Below are 18,949 nucleotides of genomic sequence, written 5' to 3'. Positions count from 1 at the left end.
TTCAGCGCCATCCGGCATGGATTAATCAACCAGGTGATACTTCTCAGACAGCACATGCGCCAGGTGTTTAAACATGTTAAACACCGCGGTGCTTTTAGGGGTCGGTAACCCTTGCTTGTCTAAAAAGTAATCGCCGCTGAAAACCAGCACGCCATTTCTCTGCGTTACGCCGGTGGCGACAATACCTGCCATCGTGTCTTCATGTTCCCGAATAATTTTGTTGGCTTCAAGCAACAGTGTTTCGCGATCGATAGGTTGCGTCTCTTTATGCATTTTTTACTCCTTAAACAAGGAGATTAGTCTACGCTGAGCACTTCTGATGGGCAAATATTCTCACAGGAAATTGATGGATTTGTCATGTTGCGTTCACTGGCAAGATTTGTTTTTGCATGCTAATAAAGTTGCGTATCGAATTTTATCAGGTACAGTGTGACGCTTTCGTCAATCTGGCAACAGAATTGCTTGACATTCGACCAAAATTCCGTCGTGCTATAGCGCGTGTGTGCAAAAAAGCCTGTTAACTCAGTCACCTGAGGGTTACATTTCGTACACAAAGCCAGTACAAGGGGTTGATATCCGCAGACGCAGAGACCATATATCGTTGTCTCGTCGCCAGTGGAAGGTGAATCAACGTGCGACGCATTCCTGGAAGAATCAACTTAGGTAAAGGTGAATATGGGTAAAGCTCTTGTCATCGTTGAGTCCCCGGCAAAAGCCAAAACGATCAACAAGTATCTGGGTAATGACTACGTGGTGAAATCCAGCGTGGGTCATATCCGTGATTTGCCGACCAGTGGCTCAGCAGCTAAAAAGAGCGCCGACTCTACCTCCACCAAAACGGCTAAAAAGCCCAAAAAGGATGAACGTGGCGCTCTCGTCAACCGTATGGGGGTTGACCCGTGGCACAACTGGGATGCGCACTATGAAGTGCTGCCCGGTAAAGAGAAGGTCGTCTCTGAACTGAAACAGTTGGCGGAAAAAGCCGACCACATCTATCTCGCAACCGACCTTGACCGCGAAGGGGAAGCCATTGCATGGCACCTGCGGGAAGTGATCGGCGGCGATGACGCGCGCTACAGTCGCGTAGTCTTTAACGAAATAACCAAAAATGCCATTCGTCAGGCGTTTGAACAGCCGGGCGAGCTGAATATTAACAGGGTCAACGCCCAGCAAGCGCGCCGCTTTATGGACCGCGTGGTAGGCTATATGGTCTCGCCGCTGCTGTGGAAAAAGATCGCCCGTGGTTTGTCGGCAGGTCGCGTTCAGTCTGTCGCGGTCCGTCTGGTCGTTGAGCGCGAGCGCGAGATTAAAGCGTTTGTTCCGGAAGAGTTCTGGGAAATTGACGCTAATACGACGACGCCGTCTGGCGAGGCGCTACCGCTACAGGTCACGCATCAGAACGACAAGCCATTCCGGCCGGTAAATCGCGAGCAGACGCTTGCCGCCGTCAGCTTGTTGGAAAAAGCGCGCTATAGCGTACTGGAGCGTGAAGACAAACCGACCAGCAGCAAACCTGGCGCGCCGTTTATCACCTCCACGCTACAACAGGCGGCCAGCACCCGGCTGGGCTTTGGCGTGAAGAAAACCATGATGATGGCGCAGCGTCTGTATGAGGCGGGCTACATCACCTATATGCGTACAGACTCCACCAACCTGAGTCAGGATGCGGTCAACATGGTGCGTGGTTATATTGGCGATAATTTCGGCAAGAAATACCTGCCGGATAACCCGAACCAGTACGCCAGCAAAGAAAACTCTCAGGAAGCGCACGAAGCGATCCGTCCTTCCGACGTTGCTGTCATGGCGGAGTCGCTGAAAGACATGGAGGCTGACGCGCAGAAGTTGTATCAACTAATTTGGCGTCAGTTTGTCGCCTGTCAGATGACGCCAGCGCAATATGACTCTACTACGCTTACCGTTGGCGCAGGCGAATTCCGTCTGAAAGCGCGTGGGCGTATTTTGCGCTTTGACGGCTGGACAAAAGTGATGCCGGCGCTGCGTAAAGGCGATGAAGATCGCACATTGCCTGCCGTGAATAAGGGCGATGCGCTGACGCTAGTTGAATTGACGCCTGCTCAGCACTTTACTAAACCGCCAGCCCGGTTTAGCGAGGCTTCTCTGGTTAAAGAGCTTGAGAAGCGCGGTATTGGTCGTCCGTCTACCTATGCGTCGATTATCTCGACCATTCAGGATCGCGGCTATGTTCGCGTTGAAAACCGTCGCTTCTATGCGGAAAAAATGGGTGAAATCGTCACCGATCGGCTGGAAGAAAACTTCCGCGAATTGATGAACTACGATTTTACCGCGCAGATGGAAGATAGTCTGGATCAGGTTGCAAATCACCAGGCCGAGTGGAAAGCGGTACTGGATAACTTCTTCAGCGATTTTACTCAGCAGCTCGATAAAGCCGAGAAAGATCCGGAAGAAGGGGGGATGCGTCCTAACCAGATGGTGCTGACCAGCATCGACTGTCCAACCTGTGGCCGTAAAATGGGAATTCGTACTGCCAGTACGGGGGTTTTCCTTGGATGTTCAGGTTATGCGCTTTCGCCGAAAGAGCGTTGTAAAACGACCATTAACCTGGTGCCGGAAAATGAAGTTCTGAACGTGCTGGAAGGCGACGACGCCGAAACCAACGCCCTGCGCGCCAAACGTCGCTGTCAGAAGTGCGGTACGGCGATGGACAGCTATCTGATCGATCCGAAGCGTAAATTGCATGTGTGTGGTAATAACCCGACCTGTGACGGCTACGAGATTGAAGAAGGCGAGTTCCGCATCAAAGGGTATGACGGCCCGATCGTTGAGTGTGAGAAATGTGGTTCCGAAATGCACCTGAAAATGGGGCGTTTTGGTAAGTACATGGCCTGTACTAACGACGAATGTAAAAATACCCGTAAGATCTTGCGTAACGGCGAAGTTGCGCCGCCGAAGGAAGATCCTGTTCCATTGCCGGAACTGCCGTGTGAAAAATCGGACGCGTACTTTGTGCTGCGCGATGGCGCCGCAGGGATATTCCTGGCGGCCAATACGTTCCCGAAATCACGCGAAACGCGCGCGCCATTAGTCGAGGAGCTTTACCGGTTCCGCGATCGCCTGCCGGAAAAACTGCGGTATCTGGCGGATGCGCCGCAGCAGGATCCGGAAGGTAATAAAACCGTTGTTCGCTTTAGCCGCAAAACAAAACAGCAGTACGTTGCGGCGGAAAAAGACGGGAAGGCGACGGGATGGTCAGCGTTCTTCGTCGACGGCAAGTGGGTTGAAGGTAAGAAATAACCCCTGCCTGTCGCCACTGTAGTCAAGCGGGCCGCGTAAGCGGCCCTTTTTTATATCCCCTTCATACCTCAAGTTGCTTATGTGTTGGCTACGGATTACCCGGCCCATCTATGGGCCTCGCCCTGACGGGCCGTCGCACGCGACGTTCAAATCTGCTCCCGGCAGATTTGTCGCTCACCCCAGTCACCTGGTTATCTATGCTCCTGGGAACTCACTCGCTTGTTGCCTTTAATCACTCGAATTATTTTGAGTATAGCGGGCTTATTATTTTATCGCGCTGGCTATACAGTTCAGATATAAATGATATAGTGGTTATAGTTAACACCTTTTTTATTATTAAATCGTATTAGCAGCCCGATTAAGTCTGCAGATAAACGATGGCCTGATGGCGCTAATCTGGATGATGTATTATGAAATTGCAGCAACTTCGTTACATTGTTGAAGTGGTTAATCATAACCTTAACGTCTCCTCTACCGCTGAGGGGTTGTATACTTCCCAGCCGGGGATCAGCAAGCAGGTTAGGATGCTGGAAGATGAGCTTGGCATCCAGATTTTCGCCCGCAGCGGTAAGCATCTGACTCAGGTGACGCCCGCAGGTCAGGAGATTATTCGTATTGCGCGTGAGGTGCTTTCCAAAGTCGATGCCATTAAGTCGGTCGCCGGCGAGCACACCTGGCCGGATAAAGGCTCGCTCTATATTGCGACTACCCATACTCAGGCGCGTTACGCATTGCCAGGCGTGATTAAAGGCTTCATCGAGCGTTACCCGCGCGTTTCGCTGCATATGCACCAGGGGTCGCCAACGCAGATTGCGGAAGCGGTATCGAAAGGGAACGCCGATTTCGCGATTGCCACGGAAGCGCTGCATTTATATGACGATCTAGTGATGTTGCCATGCTATCACTGGAACCGTTCGATAGTGGTGACGCCGGATCATCCATTGGCGGCAATGTCTTCCGTAACGATTGAAGCGCTGGCGCAGTATCCGCTGGTGACGTATACCTTCGGCTTTATCGGCCGTTCCGAACTGGATACCGCTTTTAATCGCGCAGGATTAACGCCGCGGATCGTCTTTACTGCAACCGATGCGGATGTGATTAAAACGTATGTCAGGTTGGGGCTGGGCGTTGGCGTCATTGCCAGCATGGCGGTCGATCCGCTTGCCGATCCTGATTTAGTGCGGGTTGACGCGCACGATATTTTTAGCCACAGCACCACAAAAATTGGTTTTCGCCGTAGTACTTTTTTACGCAGCTATATGTATGATTTTATCCAGCGTTTTGCGCCGCATCTGACGCGTGATGTGGTGGATACGGCGGTGGCGTTGCGTTCTAATGAAGAAATTGAAGCGATGTTTCAGGATATAAAGCTGCCTGAAAAGTAATAGCACCGTCGGTTTGCCTCGTAGTGGCATGGCAGACAAAGCCGCCTTTTGCAATACCCCTCGAAGTATTACGGGTAATGATCAGCAAAATAGTGTTGAATTACCCGTCACGCCAGTTTCTTTTTCCAAATAGTTATCTTGAGTCAAAAGATTGATTTATTCACTGGCAACGATTCGTAAATTGACTGGATTTTTGACTAAAGTTTATTTAGGATTTGTCTCATCTGATGATTAATTGTACCGATTGTTTGGTGCTGAAATGATAAGTGATACCGATAGCATGAGGTTAGTAATGCCTTCTGAAAACCAGGAACCGCGCCGCGACCCTGAGCTCAAATGTAAAGCATGGCTGGCGGTTTTTGTGGGTTCTGCGTTGTTCTGGGTAGTGGTAGCGCTTGTTATCTGGCATTGGTGGGGCTAAGTGAGCATTACGTCGGAACGCGAGCGCGTGGTCGCGCCCCCGATTCAACCTTGTGACGATGATAACACCCAGGATACGACCGTTTTCCGGTCTGTTCCGCAGCACTGGACGCTCACACCGCAGCAGCGGGCATTTATTGATGCTTTTGCTGACGAGGTGTCACAAAAATAATATCCGTCTTTTTATTGGCGTTACTGTTTTATTAACGCTGTCTTATTACACCGCAGCAACCGTGTGCTGAGCGCCTCTCAGTATTGATTAAACACAGTTGGTGTCGCCTATGTTAACGTCAAATATAAAGTATTGGTCATGGACTGGCGCGTTTATATTATCGCTACTGTTCTGGGCCGAGTTAATCTGGATTGCCGTCTAATCTCGTCAAAGTCCGATAATGCGTTATTTATCGGGCTTTTTCATCTTCGCTTCTCGCCTGTTAGGTTTCTCCTCTTTTAGCAATTTGGGTTGTTATCAAAACGTTACATTTTGTTTGTGTTATCTTTAATACAACCCTGTGGAGAATCAGGGTAACGCAACCCTGTAATTAAAGGAGGAGCTATGTCGTCAACCCTACGAGAAGCCAGTAAGGATACATTGCAGGCCAAAGATAAAACGTATCATTACTACAGTCTGCCGCTGGCTGCCAAATCCCTGGGCGATATCGCCCGTTTGCCCAAATCACTTAAAGTGTTACTGGAAAACCTGTTGCGCTGGCAGGACGGCGAGTCTGTGACTGATGAAGATATTCAGGCGCTGGCCGGTTGGCTTAAAAATGCCCATGCCGATCGTGAAATTGCCTGGCGGCCCGCCTGTGTCCTGATGCAGGACTTTACCGGTGTGCCTGCCGTTGTCGACCTGGCGGCGATGCGTGAAGCCGTTAAACGCCTCGGCGGCGATACGACGAAAGTGAACCCGTTATCGCCGGTTGATCTGGTTATTGACCATTCTGTGACGGTCGATCATTTCGGCGATGACGATGCGTTTGAAGAAAACGTGCGGCTGGAAATGGAACGTAACCATGAGCGTTATATGTTCCTGAAATGGGGAAAGCAGGCATTCAGCCGTTTCAGCGTGGTGCCGCCCGGAACCGGCATTTGCCATCAGGTTAACCTGGAATACTTGGGTAAAGCCGTCTGGAGCGAATTACAGGACGGGGAGTGGATTGCTTACCCGGACTCGCTGGTGGGGACTGACTCCCATACGACCATGATTAATGGTCTGGGCGTATTGGGGTGGGGCGTGGGTGGTATTGAAGCGGAAGCGGCGATGCTTGGTCAGCCCGTGTCGATGCTTATCCCGGATGTCGTCGGCTTTAAGTTAACCGGTAAGCTTCGGGAGGGGATCACCGCCACTGACCTGGTGCTCACCGTCACGCAAATGCTGCGTAAGCATGGCGTCGTGGGTAAATTTGTTGAATTTTATGGTGACGGTCTGGATTCGCTGCCGTTGGCGGATCGCGCGACTATCGCTAATATGTCGCCGGAATATGGCGCCACCTGTGGTTTCTTCCCCATTGACGCCATCACCCTGGAATATATGCGATTAAGCGGACGTAGCGACGATCTGATCGAGCTGGTTGAAACCTACGCGAAGACGCAGGGAATGTGGCGTAATCCCGGTGACGAACCGGTATTTACCAGTACGCTGGAACTGGATATGGGCGATGTCGAGGCCAGCCTGGCCGGGCCGAAACGCCCGCAGGATCGCGTGGCGTTAGGCGATGTGCCGAAAGCCTTTGCCGCCAGCGCCGAGCTGGAGCTGAATACCGCGCAAAGAGATCGCCAGCCGGTTGACTATACGATGAACGGACAGCCATATCAGCTTCCGGATGGCGCTGTCGTCATTGCCGCCATCACCTCCTGTACGAATACCTCGAATCCCAGCGTGCTGATGGCGGCGGGATTACTGGCGAAAAAGGCAGTAACGCTGGGGTTGAAGCGTCAACCGTGGGTCAAGGCTTCTCTGGCGCCGGGGTCAAAAGTGGTATCTGACTATCTGGCGCAGGCCAAACTTACGCCTTATCTGGATGAGCTCGGTTTTAACCTGGTCGGCTATGGCTGTACGACCTGTATCGGGAACTCCGGTCCGTTGCCGGAGCCTATTGAGACCGCGATTAAAAAAGGCGATCTGACGGTAGGGGCCGTGCTTTCCGGTAACCGAAATTTTGAAGGGCGTATCCATCCGCTGGTGAAAACGAACTGGCTGGCGTCGCCGCCGCTGGTGGTCGCGTATGCGCTGGCCGGAAACATGAATATTAACCTCGCGACAGACCCGCTGGGGTACGATCGTAAAGGCGATCCGGTATACCTGAAGGATATCTGGCCTTCGGCGCAGGAAATTGCCCGCGCCGTTGAACTGGTATCATCGGATATGTTCCGTAAAGAGTATGCGGAAGTGTTTGAGGGCACGGAAGAATGGAAATCGATTCAGGTTGAATCGTCCGATACCTACGGCTGGCAGTCGGATTCAACCTATATCCGCCTGTCGCCTTTCTTTGATGAAATGCAGGCCCAGCCTGCACCCGTCAAAGATATCCACGGCGCGCGTATCCTGGCGATGCTGGGCGATTCGGTGACGACCGACCATATTTCCCCGGCCGGCAGTATCAAGCCGGACAGTCCCGCCGGACGCTATCTGCAAAACCACGGCGTTGAGCGGAAGGATTTTAACTCCTATGGATCACGGCGCGGCAACCATGAAGTGATGATGCGCGGTACGTTCGCCAATATTCGTATTCGCAACGAAATGCTGCCCGGCGTCGAAGGTGGGATGACGCGGCATTTGCCGGGTACGGAAGCGATGTCGATTTATGATGCCGCGATGCTCTACCAGCAGGAAAAAACGCCGCTGGCGGTAATTGCCGGGAAAGAGTATGGGTCGGGATCGAGCCGTGACTGGGCGGCAAAAGGTCCGCGGCTGTTAGGTATTCGCGTGGTGATCGCCGAGTCGTTCGAACGTATCCATCGCTCAAACCTGATTGGGATGGGGATCCTGCCGCTGGAGTTTCCACAGGGCGTAACGCGTAAAACGCTGGGACTGACCGGGGAAGAGGTGATTGATATCGCGGATCTGCAAAATCTGCGCCTTGGCGCGACCATTCCGGTTATGTTAACGAGAGCGGACGGCAGCAAAGAAACGGTGCCTTGTCGCTGTCGCATTGATACCGCCACCGAGCTGACTTACTACCAGAATGACGGCATATTGCACTATGTCATTAGAAATATGCTGAACTAAAGCCGTTTATCGGGCCTGCCGTAAACAGGCAGGCCCGCGCTTTAATACCGGTGGCTTACTTGCTTAGCAGGTGGCCCATTTTGGCCGCTTTAGTATCGAGATAATGCTCATTATTTGGATTACGACCCACAATGAGCGGAACGCGTTCCACGATATTAATTCCCGCCTCGGTCAGTATTTCGACTTTCTTCGGATTATTGGTCAGCAGGCGAACTTCATCCACGCCGAGTAATTTGAACATATCCGCGCACAGGGTGAAATCACGCTCATCGGCGGCAAAGCCGAGCTGATGATTGGCCTCCACCGTGTCATAGCCTTGATCCTGTAACGCATAAGCGCGAATTTTATTAAGCAGGCCGATATTGCGGCCTTCCTGGCGGTGATAAATCAGAATACCGCGGCCTTCTTCCGCAATATGCGTCAGCGCGGCTTCCAGTTGAAAACCACAATCACAGCGCAGACTAAAAAGCGCGTCCCCCGTAAGACATTCGGAATGAACGCGAGCCAGTACTGGCGTTTTACCTGAAATATCGCCAAAAACCAGCGCGGCATGGTCGTGTCCGGTTGCCAGTTCTTCAAATCCCACCATCAGAAAGTCACCCAATGGGGTTGGCAGTTTGGCTTCTGCCACACGTTTAAGCTGCATGTATTTCTCCAGATTATGCTGACGCCTGCGGTGTCGTCGCCTGTTGGATTGTATCCCGCTATTTTGCCATAAGGCGGCGGTCATCACCTAATCACTACCACGTAATTGCTCAGGAATGGCACAAATTTGTCAATTTTCCAGTCCGGCGAGAATTTTCAGTTATGATTGTGATACTTACTTATAAAAGGAGCATCCATGCTTTCAATTGCGAAGCGCACCGCGGCAGGAGCCGCCCTGTTGCTTATCATGCCGCTTGCCGTATGGGTATCAGGCTGGCAGTGGCAGCCAGGACATCAGGTCTGGTGGCTAAAAACGCTATTCTGGATAACGGAAACCGTGACCAAACCCTGGGGCGTTATCACGCATGTGATTCTTTGTGGATGGTTCTTATGGTGCCTGCGATTTCGCCTGCGCGCCGCCATTATGCTGTTTGCGATTCTCGGCGGGGCGATTATCGTCGGGCAGGGCGTGAAGTCATGGGTAAAGGAGCGCGTACAGGAGCCTCGGCCATTTGTGGTCTGGCTTGAAAAAACGCACCATATTCCCGTCGATGAGTTCTACACTTTAAAGCGTACAGAACGCGGACATTTAGTGAAAGAGCAGTTGGCCGGGCAACAGAACATTCCCGTTTTCCTGCGTCAGCACTGGCAAAAAGAGACGGGCTTTGCGTTTCCCTCCGGACACACCATGTTTGCAGCGAGCTGGGCGCTTTTGGCCGTGGGTCTGTTATGGCCGCGCAGACGGACTTTCACCATCGCGTTTTTGTTTGTCTGGGCGACCGGCGTAATGGGCAGCCGTTTGCTTCTGGGAATGCACTGGCCGCGAGATTTAGTGGTCGCCACGCTCATCTCCTGGCTATTAGTTACCCTGGCGACCTGGCTGGCGCAGCGAATTTGCGGGCCGCTTATGCCGCCTCGTGAAGAAGCGCAAGAAATTGCTGAACGCGAGCAGGAAAGCTGACAACGGTTGATTTTCTGACTATTGCCCTTAAATCATCTGATGGCGGGCGCATTTCCATTTCGCGCGAGGCGGGAAAATGGTAATTTAGAAGGCTGGATGCGGTAAGTTGGACACGATTTATTCGCGCAAACCACATAACGGGAAGTAATGTGAAATATTTACTCATTTTCTTACTGGTATTGGCGATTTTTGTTATTTCGGTGACGCTGGGCGCGCAGAATGATCAACAGGTGACGTTTAACTACCTGCTGGCGCAAGGGGAGTATCGTATCTCCACGTTGCTTGCTGTGCTGTTCGCCGTCGGTTTTGCGATTGGCTGGCTGATTTGCGGCCTGTTCTGGCTGCGGGTCCGCGTTTCCCTTGCCCGCGCTGAACGTAAAATTAAACGACTGGAAAACAAGCTCTCGCCAGCAACCGACGTTGCGGTCCCTGCCGATTCGTCGGTTGTAAAGGAATAATCATTTATGTTGGAGTTGTTATTTCTGTTGTTGCCTGTAGCCGCTGCCTATGGGTGGTATATGGGTCGCAGAAGTGCGCAACAAACAAAACAGGATGAAGCTAACCGCCTGTCGCGCGATTATGTCGCAGGGGTTAACTTCCTGCTGAGTAACCAACAAGATAAAGCGGTGGATCTGTTCCTCGATATGCTTAAAGAGGATACCGGCACCGTTGAGGCTCATCTCACTCTCGGTAATCTGTTTCGCTCACGCGGCGAAGTCGATCGCGCCATTCGTATTCATCAAACGCTCATGGAAAGCGCTTCATTGACCTATGAACAGCGTTTACTGGCTGTTCAGCAACTGGGGCGCGACTATATGGCCGCCGGTTTATATGACCGCGCGGAAGATATGTTTAACCAACTTACCGACGAAACGGAATTTCGCGTAGGCGCGTTACAGCAGCTCTTGCAAATCTATCAGCTAACCAGCGACTGGCAAAAGGCGATCGAAGTAGCAGAACGGCTGGTGAAACTGGGCAAAGATAAACAACGTATCGAAATCGCCCATTTTTACTGTGAGTTAGCGTTACAGCAGATGGGCAACGACGACATGGATCGCGCGATGGCGTTGCTGAAAAAAGGTGCCGCCGCAGATAAAAATAGCGCCCGGGTGTCTATCATGATGGGGCGCGTTTATATGGCGAGAGGGGATTACGCCAAAGCGGTCGAAAGCCTGCAACGTGTGATCGTTCAGGATAAAGAGCTGGTCAGCGAAACGCTGGAGATGCTGCAAACCTGTTATCAACAGCTCGGTAAAAATGCCGAGTGGGCGGAGTTTTTACGTCGCGCCGTTGAGGAGAATACTGGTGCTGGCGCTGAGTTAATGCTTGCCGATATTCTGGAAGCGCGTGAAGGTAGTGACGCTGCTCAAGTCTATATCACGCGTCAGCTACAGCGACATCCTACCATGCGGGTGTTCCATAAGCTGATGGATTACCATCTCAACGAGGCGGAAGAAGGGCGAGCGAAAGAAAGCCTGATGGTACTGCGTGATATGGTTGGCGAGCAGGTGCGCAGTAAACCGCGGTATCGTTGTCAGAAATGCGGTTTTACCGCCTATACCTTGTACTGGCACTGTCCGTCCTGCCGGGCATGGTCGACCATTAAACCTATTCGCGGACTTGATGGGCAGTAGTATATAAAAAAAGCTTCACTTTAGTTACAACATACTTAATGATGTAAAGCTAGAAACGACGCTGACATCGGCGACCAGGGCTTATCAGGTTGTCAATCGAACCTGTTAATTTCCCTGCGCCGCAGGTAGAATGCACGCCGTTTATCCAATTTGCGCCACTTCCGGTGCCCATCATCAAGAAGGTCTGGTCATGACGTTTACTGCTTCATCTTCTTCCTGCGCTATTACTGAATCGCCTGTCGTTGTGGCGTTGGATTACCATGAACGCGATAAAGCCCTGGCGTTTGTCGATAAAATCGATCCTCGCGATTGTCGCTTAAAAGTGGGCAAAGAGATGTTCACGCTGTTTGGTCCACAGCTCGTTCGGGATCTCCAGCAACGTGGGTTTGATGTCTTTCTTGATCTAAAATTTCATGATATTCCCAACACCACGGCCCGGGCAGTCGCCGCAGCGGCAGACCTGGGCGTCTGGATGGTAAACGTTCACGCGTCTGGCGGGGCGAGAATGATGGCCGCAGCGCGCGACGCGCTGGCGCCATTCGGTAAAGATGCGCCGTTGCTCATTGCCGTGACCGTGTTGACCAGTATGGAAACCAGCGATCTGCGTGATCTTGGCGTGACGTTGTCACCGGCGGAACATGCGGAGCGGCTGGCGCGCCTGACGCAGCAATGCGGGCTGGATGGCGTGGTCTGTTCCGCTCAGGAAGCGGTCAGATTTAAACAGGTCTTTGGCGCTGCATTTAAGCTGGTGACGCCGGGCATTCGGCCCGCAGGCAGCGAGGCAGGCGACCAGCGACGCATTATGACGCCCGAACAGGCATTATCCGCCGGCGTCGACTATATGGTGATTGGCCGCCCGGTTACGCAATCAGTAGATCCGGCGCAAACGCTGAAGGATATTAACGCGTCACTGAAACGGGAGGCATAATGAGCGATTCCAATAGTCGTCTGGTTTATTCAACACAGACGGGGCGCATTGAAGAACCTAAAACGGCGCCGGTTCGTCCCAAAGGGGATGGTATCGTTCGCATTCAGCGTCAAACCAGTGGCCGTAAGGGTAAAGGCGTATGTTTGATTACCGGTATCGAGATGAATGATGCGGAATTAACCAAACTGGCGGCTGAACTGAAGAAAAAATGCGGCTGTGGCGGGGCAGTAAAAGAAGGGATTATTGAAATTCAGGGTGATAAACGCGACTTGATAAAATCATTGCTGGAAGCTAAAGGAATGAAAGTAAAATTAGCTGGCGGCTAATGAAAACGCCACGGTTGTAAATTACCGTGGCGTAAAAGTCAACTTTGTCTATTTTTGTAATCCAGACCTGAAAAGAATAAACGTATTATTTTGAGCCGTTCAATATTTAAACGTCTGGATTATTTTCCAACCTGGTGACCAATCACGCCGCCGACCGCCGCGCCGCCCAGGGTGCCTAATGTACTGCCGTCCGTTAACACTGCGCCGCCTAATGCCCCCGCACCTGCGCCAATAGCCGTGTTGCGATCGCGCTTGGACCAGTTTGAGCAGGCGCTCAGAGACATTGCTACGGTGATTGCCAGCACAGCAGCGGCCATTTTTTTGCTCGTCATAAACATAATACTCTCTCCTGAATTAACGATTCACGGAATTAAGCTCACTATAACTATAGTTAAAATAAAATCTGTTAAGAGATTTTCCGTAAAACCTGATTGTGCAGGGGTATATCACGCAGGTGATAGTCACTTCCTGTTATTTCGCTAATATTAATTTTACGACGTTACGCTCGTTACAACAGGTAAATAGTCTTAATTGGGATGTCAGAAAAGTCTTAGAGAGAGGATGATTTGCCATAGGGCAAACCATCGGGAAATATTTTAAACGGATGAGCCAATAACATTGACTAGCAGCCCCGCATGTTCTAACTGCATTTGATCGCTGGCGGAAATTCTGGAATCCGTAATGACACGATGGAAGCGAGAAAGCGGGCCCAGGGGATAGGGATGCACACAGCCAAATTTGGAGCTGTCGGTGAGGACAATCGCTTCTGAGCCTTTTTCCAGAACAGCGTTAACCACATCCGATCGCATCATATCGCGTCCGGTAAAGCCGGTATCAGCCTGCCAGCCATCAATACCGATAAATGCTTTGCTGAAATGCACTTGATGGATAAACTGTCGCGTCAACGGCCCTACCATGCTTTCACTTTTTTTCTGATAGATTCCACCGAGGAGAATGACTTCGCAAGGGGTTTCTTTCAGCAGGTGCGCGATATAACTGCTCACGGTGATGATCGTGACATCTTTTTGTTCCGCCAGCGTCCGGGCCAATAGCGCATTGCTACTGCCATTTTCAATAAAAACGGACTCCCCTGGACTGACCAGCGAGGCGGCGAACTCCGCCAGTCGGCGTTTTAACATGTAGTTCGTCATCATGCGAGTCTCTACGTCATCGCTCTCAAGCGAAACGGCGAAACCGTGCGCACGGCGTAAATAGCTCTGTTTTTCCAGGGTATTCAGATCCTGACGAATCGTGACTTCAGATACGCCGGTAATTTTCGCCAGTTCAGCAACGCTCATCTGGCCTTTATCAACCACCATTTGCAAAATTGATTGTTGTCGGGAGTTCATAGTATTAATTTTATACGTTAAGAGGAGTCAACAGACAGTCAGAGAGCCGGGAAGGGCTAACGGCCATCCCGGACAAATAATCGCTATCAGATTTCCCAGGGCGACCCGGGTGCCTGGGATGGCGAGATACCGTCTTTAACCTGATCTAACAGCTCTGCTCTCAATATTTCAAGGTTATTGATGGCCGAGTGGTAATCGCCAGCAACAAGGATATCCAGCACGGTATCAATGCGTGCGGCAATTCGTTGTGCTTCGATATCAGACATGTTTGTCATCCTTAATGTCAGAAAAGGTTTCAATTCATGATGCAGAAATTAATCTGAAAAGAGAAGGGAAAAATAGGGCTATGCCTGTCTGCACAGGCTGTTCTCCCTATTATCGCCGCCATTAACGCATTTTTTTCGTCTGATAACGTTTGTACCAGCGTTCAAAAGAAACGGCGGGCATAGGTTTGGCGAATAAAAAGCCCTGTCGTTCATTGACGCCGTTTTTTGTCAGGAAGGCATCTTCTTTAGCATTTTCTACGCCTTCGGCAATCACTTGTAAATTTAGCGCCTGAGCCACCGCGACAATCGCCCGAACCAGAGATTGCGACAGCGGTTGCTTATGGATATCTCTGACGAAAGCCTGATCCAGTTTAACGGCATCAATAGGGAACCGGGCGAGTTGAGAAAGCGAAGAATACCCGGTGCCAAAATCATCCAGATGAATCTGGGCGCCGAGCTGACTAAATTGCTGGATAACCGATAGCGCCAGCGTGTCGTTTTCGATCAGGCAGCTTTCCGTTAGCTCGACATCGATCGGGCAATACTCAAAATTCAGATCGTACAAAGCCTGTTTAAGCGCAGTAAAAAGCGTCTGGTCGGCCAGTTGTCGCGCCGAAAAGTTAACGGCGACGCGCAAGTTAATCCCCTTATCGCGCCATTTCGCAATCTGGCGAACCACATCCAGAATCACCCAGCGGCCCAGCGGCACGATGAGTCCTGACTCTTCGGCGTATGAGATGAACTCCAGCGGCGGAATTAATCCGCGTTCCGGCGATTGCCAGCGTACCAGCGCTTCCAGGCTACGTACTTCGCCGCGCCAGGTAATTTTGGGCTGATAGTGAATAAGTAACTGGTCGTTTTCCAGCGCTTTTCGCAGGTTTGTATCCAGCCAGTGATAGTCAAATACGCGCTGATTCATTTCCGGCGAAAAAACGCAGAACTGACCGCGGCCGCTTTCTTTGGCGTTATACATTGCGGTGTCGGCAGTGCGAATGAGACTTTCGCTGTCCTGTCCGTGCCGGGGGGCCAACGAAATGCCAATGGCGCATCCCGTGTAAACTTCGATGAGTCCAATACGAAACGGTTGCCGCAGACGGGTAAGGATTCGTGAGGCTACTGCTTCCAGCGCGGCCTGAGACGTATGGGCAGCGAGGACAATGAATTCATCTCCCCCCAGTCTGGCCAGCAATTGATCTTCCTCCAGACAACTCAACAGCGCCAGTGAAACGGCCTGTAAGAGCTGATCGCCAAACATATGCCCATAGGCGTCATTAATTTTCTTGAAGTTATCCAGATCGAGATAAACGATACCCACCTGCGACTCGCCAGCCGAGGCAATAGCATGATTAATAAATTCATGAATAGCATTGCGATTGGGCAGGCCGGTGACGGTGTCTGTATTCGCCAGTATGCGTAAACGCTCCTGAGTCCGCCTTTCTTCGGTGATATCCGTGCCTGCGCAGATCAGGAAAATTTCGTTTTTTCCGCTACCGTTATGGACAAATTTATTACGAAATAAGAACAGGCGTTGGCCTTTACGAGTCTTTATCCAGCGTTCGATTTCATAGGCATTGCCATTGCGAAAAAAATTCTCAATGTAGTGTCGGGAGGCAACCGCCTCCCGGCGACTCATAAATAATTTAAAGACGCTTTGACCAATTACATCTCGCTCTTTTAAGCCCGTGTACTCTTCGCATAACCGATTAAATCGACAGATTTTTCCCCGACTATCCAGTATCGCAATGACTGAGCTGGCTTCTGATACGATTTGCTCGGCAAAAGAGAGCTCCTGCGCCTGCGTTGGCGCGACGGCAGGCGTATCAGGCCAGGTTGCCAGGCTGCCAGCCCATTCACGGTTATTAATCTTACGGCCTACCAGGTGCACAGCGGTAACCTGTTTTTCTATCAACAACGTTATCAGCAGACTGGACGTAATCGCCGTTATTTCCCGGATACGCCCGGCTTGCTCCGGCGATAGCTCAACCGTTTTTTCTGCATCCGTTTCACCTGTCGGGGAGAGATACAGCACGTTGCGGTCATCAGCCAGACGCCAGTGAGAGTGAAGGGGATTTAGCGCCGTTTGTTCCTGAATCTGTTTCATCATGCGTACCATCCCATTTAAGCGCCAGGTGCCCGAAAAGAAAGGTTAGCCATGTTATAAATAAGGGTAATTATGGCTGAACGTATTGTTTTATCTATGTATTCATATGTAATCCAGATTCTGGAAAAAGCATAGTCGCCAGCTAAAAATAACAAGAAATGGGGCGCTTGAATAAGATTAAACTTAGAGCATGACGGAAGGGAGAAGAAGAAAAGAAACGGCCTTTGCCTTCTCAGCAAAGGCCGTTGAGCGAGCTAAGCGTGGTTACGCTGCCGGTCGGGCAATAATGCTGCGGGTTTCCATGCGAACTTCCGCAATAGTGACATCAATGACATCCGTCACTTTATAAACCGTCTCACCTTTAATCTGTACCGTACCGTTTTCCTGGCTGCATACCAGTTCATCGCGAACGGCGTGCAGGAATGGGGCAGGGATAAAGGCGATAGCGCCGTTATCGACCAGTCGCACGCGCATACCACCGCGGCTGACGTCAATAATTTCTGCCGCGAAACGGGTATTTGTCCCCGCCTTATCGTTAAGGAAGCGTGCATATAACCAGTCGCCGACATCGCGCTCCGCCATGCGGTTCAGGCGACGGCGTTCCGCCATTTGTTGGGTGATATCTTCCTGCGGACGCGCAATAGCTTCTCCCTTGATGACCGCTTTCAGCAGGCGATGGTTAATCATATCGCCATACTTACGGATAGGAGAGGTCCAGGTGGCGTAAGCCTCAAGACCAAGACCGAAATGCGGCCCCGGCTCGGTGCTGATTTCCGCAAAAGACTGGAAGCGACGAATGCGGCTGTCAAGGAAACCGGAGGGCTGCGCATCCAGTTCGCGACGCAGTTTACAGAAGCCTTCCAGCGTCAGCACCTCTTCGGCATCGACATGCAGACCATGCGTTTTCAGCAGCGCGGCCAGCGCGTCGGCATTCGCGGGATCGAAGCCCGTATGTACGTTGTAAATACCGAAACCGAGCTTATCGCGCAGTACGCGCGCGGCGCAAAGGTTAGCGGCGATCATCGACTCTTCTACGATACGGTTAGCGATACGGCGCGGTTCCGCCACAATATCCAGTACTTCGCCTTTTTCGCCAAGCACAAAGCGGTAATCCGGGCGGTCTTTAAAGACTAACGCATGATGATGACGCCACTCACTGCGGCTTAGACAAATACGGTGCAACAGACGAATCTGCTGGGCAATGCCTTCGTTCTCCGGCTGCCAGGTGCCGTTATTTTCCAGCCAGTCGGAGACATTGTCGTACACCAGCTTGGCCTTCGATTCGATCGTGGCCGCAAAAAAGGCAATATCATCGTCAATGGTGCCGTCCGCGGCGATGATCATGCGACAGGCGAGCGCCGGACGCACTTCGTTGGCGCGCAGCGAGCACAGATCGTCAGACAGCTCACGCGGCAGCATAGGAATATTGAAGCCCGGCAGGTAGTTGGTGAAGGCGCGAATTTTCGCTGCGTTATCCAGCTTACTGCCTTCGGCAATCCAGGCGGTAGGATCGGCGATAGCCACCGTAAGCTGGAGTCTGCCGTCCGCTAATTCCTCAGCATAAAGCGCGTCATCCATATCTTCAGTGCTGGCGCTATCGATAGTGACGAAATTCAGCGCGGTCAGATCCTGGCGCTCCAGCCCTTCGTCCAGCATCTCCGTCGCTACGCCGTTCGGCGCTTCTTTTTCCAGGTTGTGGCGGGCAAGCGTAACCCACCAGGGAACAAAGTGATCGTCGGCAAAGGTGATGTACTGCGTTAAATCGGCGTAAAACGAACGGTCGCCTTTAAGCGGATGGCGGCGCATTTCGGCAACCGCCCAGTCACCTTCTTTGAACTCATGCTGAACGCCGCGCGCGGCGCGGCAGGGAATCGCGTCTTTCAGCAACGGATGATCCGGCACGATGGACAGGCGGTCATTTTTACCCTGAACTTTTCCCACAAAACGCGTCAGGAACGGTTCGATCAGTTCTTCCGGCTCGGCAGACTCCCGTTCTTTTTCCGTGTGGATGACCGCGACGATACGATCGCCATGCATCACTTTTTTCATCTGCGGCGGAGGAATGAAGTAGCTTTTTTGCGCGTCAACCTCAAGGAAGCCAAAGCCTTTTTCCGTGGCTTTTACGACCCCTTCAGCGCGCGGCGTCTGGGAATGCAGTTGCTGTTTAAGCTGCGCTAGCAGCGGGTTGTCCTGAAACATATTCGTCTATTTTCGTAGCCAAAAGAGCGGCTGACAGTTTTACGCGATTCTGCCTGGCGCAGCAAGCGCTCTTTCAGTAATGGATGAGTTAATAGGTTTCGCCCAACGCGATTTTTAAACGATTTAACCATCCGCACACGCCACACCAGCCTAACATATTAATGGCCTGCTCCGATGAAACTCCCCTGGTGAGTAGCGGGAAAAAATGCGCGGCGCTAAAGTGATCGGGC

At 51.7% G+C, this 18,949-nt stretch carries 18 protein-coding genes; 11 read left to right on the top strand and 7 right to left on the bottom strand.

Features of this window, described 5'->3' with window-relative positions:
- Positions 1 to 21: 21 nt before the first annotated feature.
- Positions 22 to 273 (bottom strand): YciN family protein, encoded by a 252-nt coding sequence (locus J4685_RS02400; protein WP_000548618.1) that lies wholly within the window; start codon positions 271 to 273, stop codon positions 22 to 24.
- A gap of 402 nt (positions 274 to 675) precedes the next feature.
- Here J4685_RS02400 and topA point away from each other — a divergent pair, with 402 nt between their 5' ends.
- From topA to acnA, 6 genes are all read left to right on the top strand, one after another.
- Positions 676 to 3,273, top strand: a complete 2,598-nt coding sequence (topA, locus tag J4685_RS02395) for a type I DNA topoisomerase (protein WP_000513595.1) — start codon at positions 676 to 678, stop codon at positions 3,271 to 3,273.
- A gap of 410 nt (positions 3,274 to 3,683) precedes the next feature.
- The gene (cysB, locus tag J4685_RS02390; protein WP_000776228.1) at positions 3,684 to 4,658 is read left to right on the top strand and encodes an HTH-type transcriptional regulator CysB; all 975 of its coding nucleotides are present in this window, start codon (positions 3,684 to 3,686) and stop codon (positions 4,656 to 4,658) included.
- A 280-nt stretch (positions 4,659 to 4,938) separates the two neighbouring features.
- The gene (locus J4685_RS02385) at positions 4,939 to 5,079 is read left to right on the top strand and encodes a YmiA family putative membrane protein (RefSeq protein ID WP_216640612.1); all 141 of its coding nucleotides are present in this window, start codon (positions 4,939 to 4,941) and stop codon (positions 5,077 to 5,079) included.
- Positions 5,080 to 5,250, top strand: a complete 171-nt coding sequence (locus J4685_RS02380) for a hypothetical protein (protein ID WP_000029023.1) — start codon at positions 5,080 to 5,082, stop codon at positions 5,248 to 5,250.
- 109 nt (positions 5,251 to 5,359) lie between these two features.
- On the top strand, positions 5,360 to 5,452 hold the full coding sequence (gene ymiC / locus J4685_RS22400) for a small membrane protein YmiC (protein WP_223148964.1): 93 nt from the start codon (positions 5,360 to 5,362) through the stop codon (positions 5,450 to 5,452).
- A gap of 182 nt (positions 5,453 to 5,634) precedes the next feature.
- A complete protein-coding gene (gene acnA, locus J4685_RS02375; RefSeq protein WP_000099457.1) occupies positions 5,635 to 8,310 on the top strand; it encodes an aconitate hydratase AcnA in 2,676 nt (891 codons plus the stop codon).
- A gap of 55 nt (positions 8,311 to 8,365) precedes the next feature.
- Here the strand turns inward: acnA and ribA are convergent, their stop codons facing one another.
- Entirely contained in the window at positions 8,366 to 8,956 is a 591-nt protein-coding gene (gene ribA / locus J4685_RS02370) for a GTP cyclohydrolase II (RefSeq protein WP_001176284.1), read from the bottom strand.
- Positions 8,957 to 9,151: 195 nt separating this feature from the next.
- Between ribA and pgpB the strand changes: the two genes are divergently transcribed.
- From pgpB to yciH, 5 genes are all read left to right on the top strand, one after another.
- The gene (gene pgpB, locus J4685_RS02365; RefSeq protein ID WP_000948635.1) at positions 9,152 to 9,916 is read left to right on the top strand and encodes a phosphatidylglycerophosphatase B; all 765 of its coding nucleotides are present in this window, start codon (positions 9,152 to 9,154) and stop codon (positions 9,914 to 9,916) included.
- A 149-nt stretch (positions 9,917 to 10,065) separates the two neighbouring features.
- The gene (locus J4685_RS02360; protein ID WP_000876301.1) at positions 10,066 to 10,374 is read left to right on the top strand and encodes a LapA family protein; all 309 of its coding nucleotides are present in this window, start codon (positions 10,066 to 10,068) and stop codon (positions 10,372 to 10,374) included.
- 6 nt (positions 10,375 to 10,380) lie between these two features.
- Complete coding sequence (gene lapB / locus J4685_RS02355; protein ID WP_000891378.1) at positions 10,381 to 11,550, top strand: lipopolysaccharide assembly protein LapB; 1,170 nt, start codon at positions 10,381 to 10,383, stop codon at positions 11,548 to 11,550.
- A gap of 190 nt (positions 11,551 to 11,740) precedes the next feature.
- Entirely contained in the window at positions 11,741 to 12,478 is a 738-nt protein-coding gene (pyrF, locus tag J4685_RS02350) for an orotidine-5'-phosphate decarboxylase (RefSeq protein WP_001529407.1), read from the top strand.
- Positions 12,478 to 12,804 (top strand): stress response translation initiation inhibitor YciH, encoded by a 327-nt coding sequence (yciH, locus tag J4685_RS02345; protein WP_001285199.1) that lies wholly within the window; start codon positions 12,478 to 12,480, stop codon positions 12,802 to 12,804. The genes pyrF and yciH overlap by 1 nt, the downstream gene beginning before the upstream one ends.
- A gap of 119 nt (positions 12,805 to 12,923) precedes the next feature.
- Here yciH and osmB read toward each other — a convergent pair whose 3' ends face one another.
- The 5 genes from osmB to J4685_RS02320 all read right to left on the bottom strand — a co-directional run bounded on the left by osmB (position 12,924) and on the right by J4685_RS02320 (position 18,719).
- On the bottom strand, positions 12,924 to 13,142 hold the full coding sequence (gene osmB, locus J4685_RS02340; RefSeq protein WP_000481166.1) for an osmotically-inducible lipoprotein OsmB: 219 nt from the start codon (positions 13,140 to 13,142) through the stop codon (positions 12,924 to 12,926).
- Between the two features lie 258 nt (positions 13,143 to 13,400).
- A complete protein-coding gene (locus J4685_RS02335; RefSeq protein ID WP_001088591.1) occupies positions 13,401 to 14,153 on the bottom strand; it encodes a DNA-binding transcriptional regulator YciT in 753 nt (250 codons plus the stop codon).
- 86 nt (positions 14,154 to 14,239) lie between these two features.
- A complete protein-coding gene (locus J4685_RS02330; protein ID WP_001279854.1) occupies positions 14,240 to 14,419 on the bottom strand; it encodes a hypothetical protein in 180 nt (59 codons plus the stop codon).
- A gap of 121 nt (positions 14,420 to 14,540) precedes the next feature.
- Positions 14,541 to 16,523, bottom strand: a complete 1,983-nt coding sequence (gene pdeR, locus J4685_RS02325) for a cyclic di-GMP phosphodiesterase (protein WP_011233034.1) — start codon at positions 16,521 to 16,523, stop codon at positions 14,541 to 14,543.
- A 261-nt stretch (positions 16,524 to 16,784) separates the two neighbouring features.
- Positions 16,785 to 18,719 carry an exoribonuclease II gene (locus J4685_RS02320; protein WP_000485045.1) on the bottom strand — a complete coding sequence of 645 codons (1,935 nt, stop codon included), beginning with the start codon at positions 18,717 to 18,719 and terminating at the stop codon, positions 16,785 to 16,787.
- Positions 18,720 to 18,949: the final 230 nt, after the last annotated feature.

The sequence above is a fragment of the Salmonella sp. 32100201201700099SM genome (assembly GCF_017572645.1).
GTDB lineage: Bacteria > Pseudomonadota > Gammaproteobacteria > Enterobacterales > Enterobacteriaceae > Salmonella > Salmonella enterica.
This window is presented reverse-complemented; position numbering and strand designations above follow the sequence as displayed.

Bases quoted from the DNA above. Each gene is read 5' to 3' on its own strand.
- ymiC (WP_223148964.1), top strand. From the start codon at position 5,360: ATGTTAACGTCAAATATAAAGTATTGGTCATGGACTGGCGCGTTTATA.
- J4685_RS02330 (WP_001279854.1), bottom strand. From the start codon at position 14,419: ATGTCTGATATCGAAGCACAACGAATTGCCGCACGCATTGATACCGTG.
- cysB (WP_000776228.1), top strand. From the start codon at position 3,684: ATGAAATTGCAGCAACTTCGTTACATTGTTGAAGTGGTTAATCATAAC.
- pgpB (WP_000948635.1), top strand. From the start codon at position 9,152: ATGCTTTCAATTGCGAAGCGCACCGCGGCAGGAGCCGCCCTGTTGCTT.
- J4685_RS02385 (WP_216640612.1), top strand. From the start codon at position 4,939: ATGAGGTTAGTAATGCCTTCTGAAAACCAGGAACCGCGCCGCGACCCT.
- J4685_RS02320 (WP_000485045.1), bottom strand. From the start codon at position 18,719: ATGTTTCAGGACAACCCGCTGCTAGCGCAGCTTAAACAGCAACTGCAT.
- acnA (WP_000099457.1), top strand. From the start codon at position 5,635: ATGTCGTCAACCCTACGAGAAGCCAGTAAGGATACATTGCAGGCCAAA.
- J4685_RS02400 (WP_000548618.1), bottom strand. From the start codon at position 273: ATGCATAAAGAGACGCAACCTATCGATCGCGAAACACTGTTGCTTGAA.
- topA (WP_000513595.1), top strand. From the start codon at position 676: ATGGGTAAAGCTCTTGTCATCGTTGAGTCCCCGGCAAAAGCCAAAACG.
- ribA (WP_001176284.1), bottom strand. From the start codon at position 8,956: ATGCAGCTTAAACGTGTGGCAGAAGCCAAACTGCCAACCCCATTGGGT.
- pdeR (WP_011233034.1), bottom strand. From the start codon at position 16,523: ATGATGAAACAGATTCAGGAACAAACGGCGCTAAATCCCCTTCACTCT.
- lapB (WP_000891378.1), top strand. From the start codon at position 10,381: ATGTTGGAGTTGTTATTTCTGTTGTTGCCTGTAGCCGCTGCCTATGGG.
- J4685_RS02335 (WP_001088591.1), bottom strand. From the start codon at position 14,153: ATGAACTCCCGACAACAATCAATTTTGCAAATGGTGGTTGATAAAGGC.
- pyrF (WP_001529407.1), top strand. From the start codon at position 11,741: ATGACGTTTACTGCTTCATCTTCTTCCTGCGCTATTACTGAATCGCCT.
- yciH (WP_001285199.1), top strand. From the start codon at position 12,478: ATGAGCGATTCCAATAGTCGTCTGGTTTATTCAACACAGACGGGGCGC.
- osmB (WP_000481166.1), bottom strand. From the start codon at position 13,142: ATGTTTATGACGAGCAAAAAAATGGCCGCTGCTGTGCTGGCAATCACC.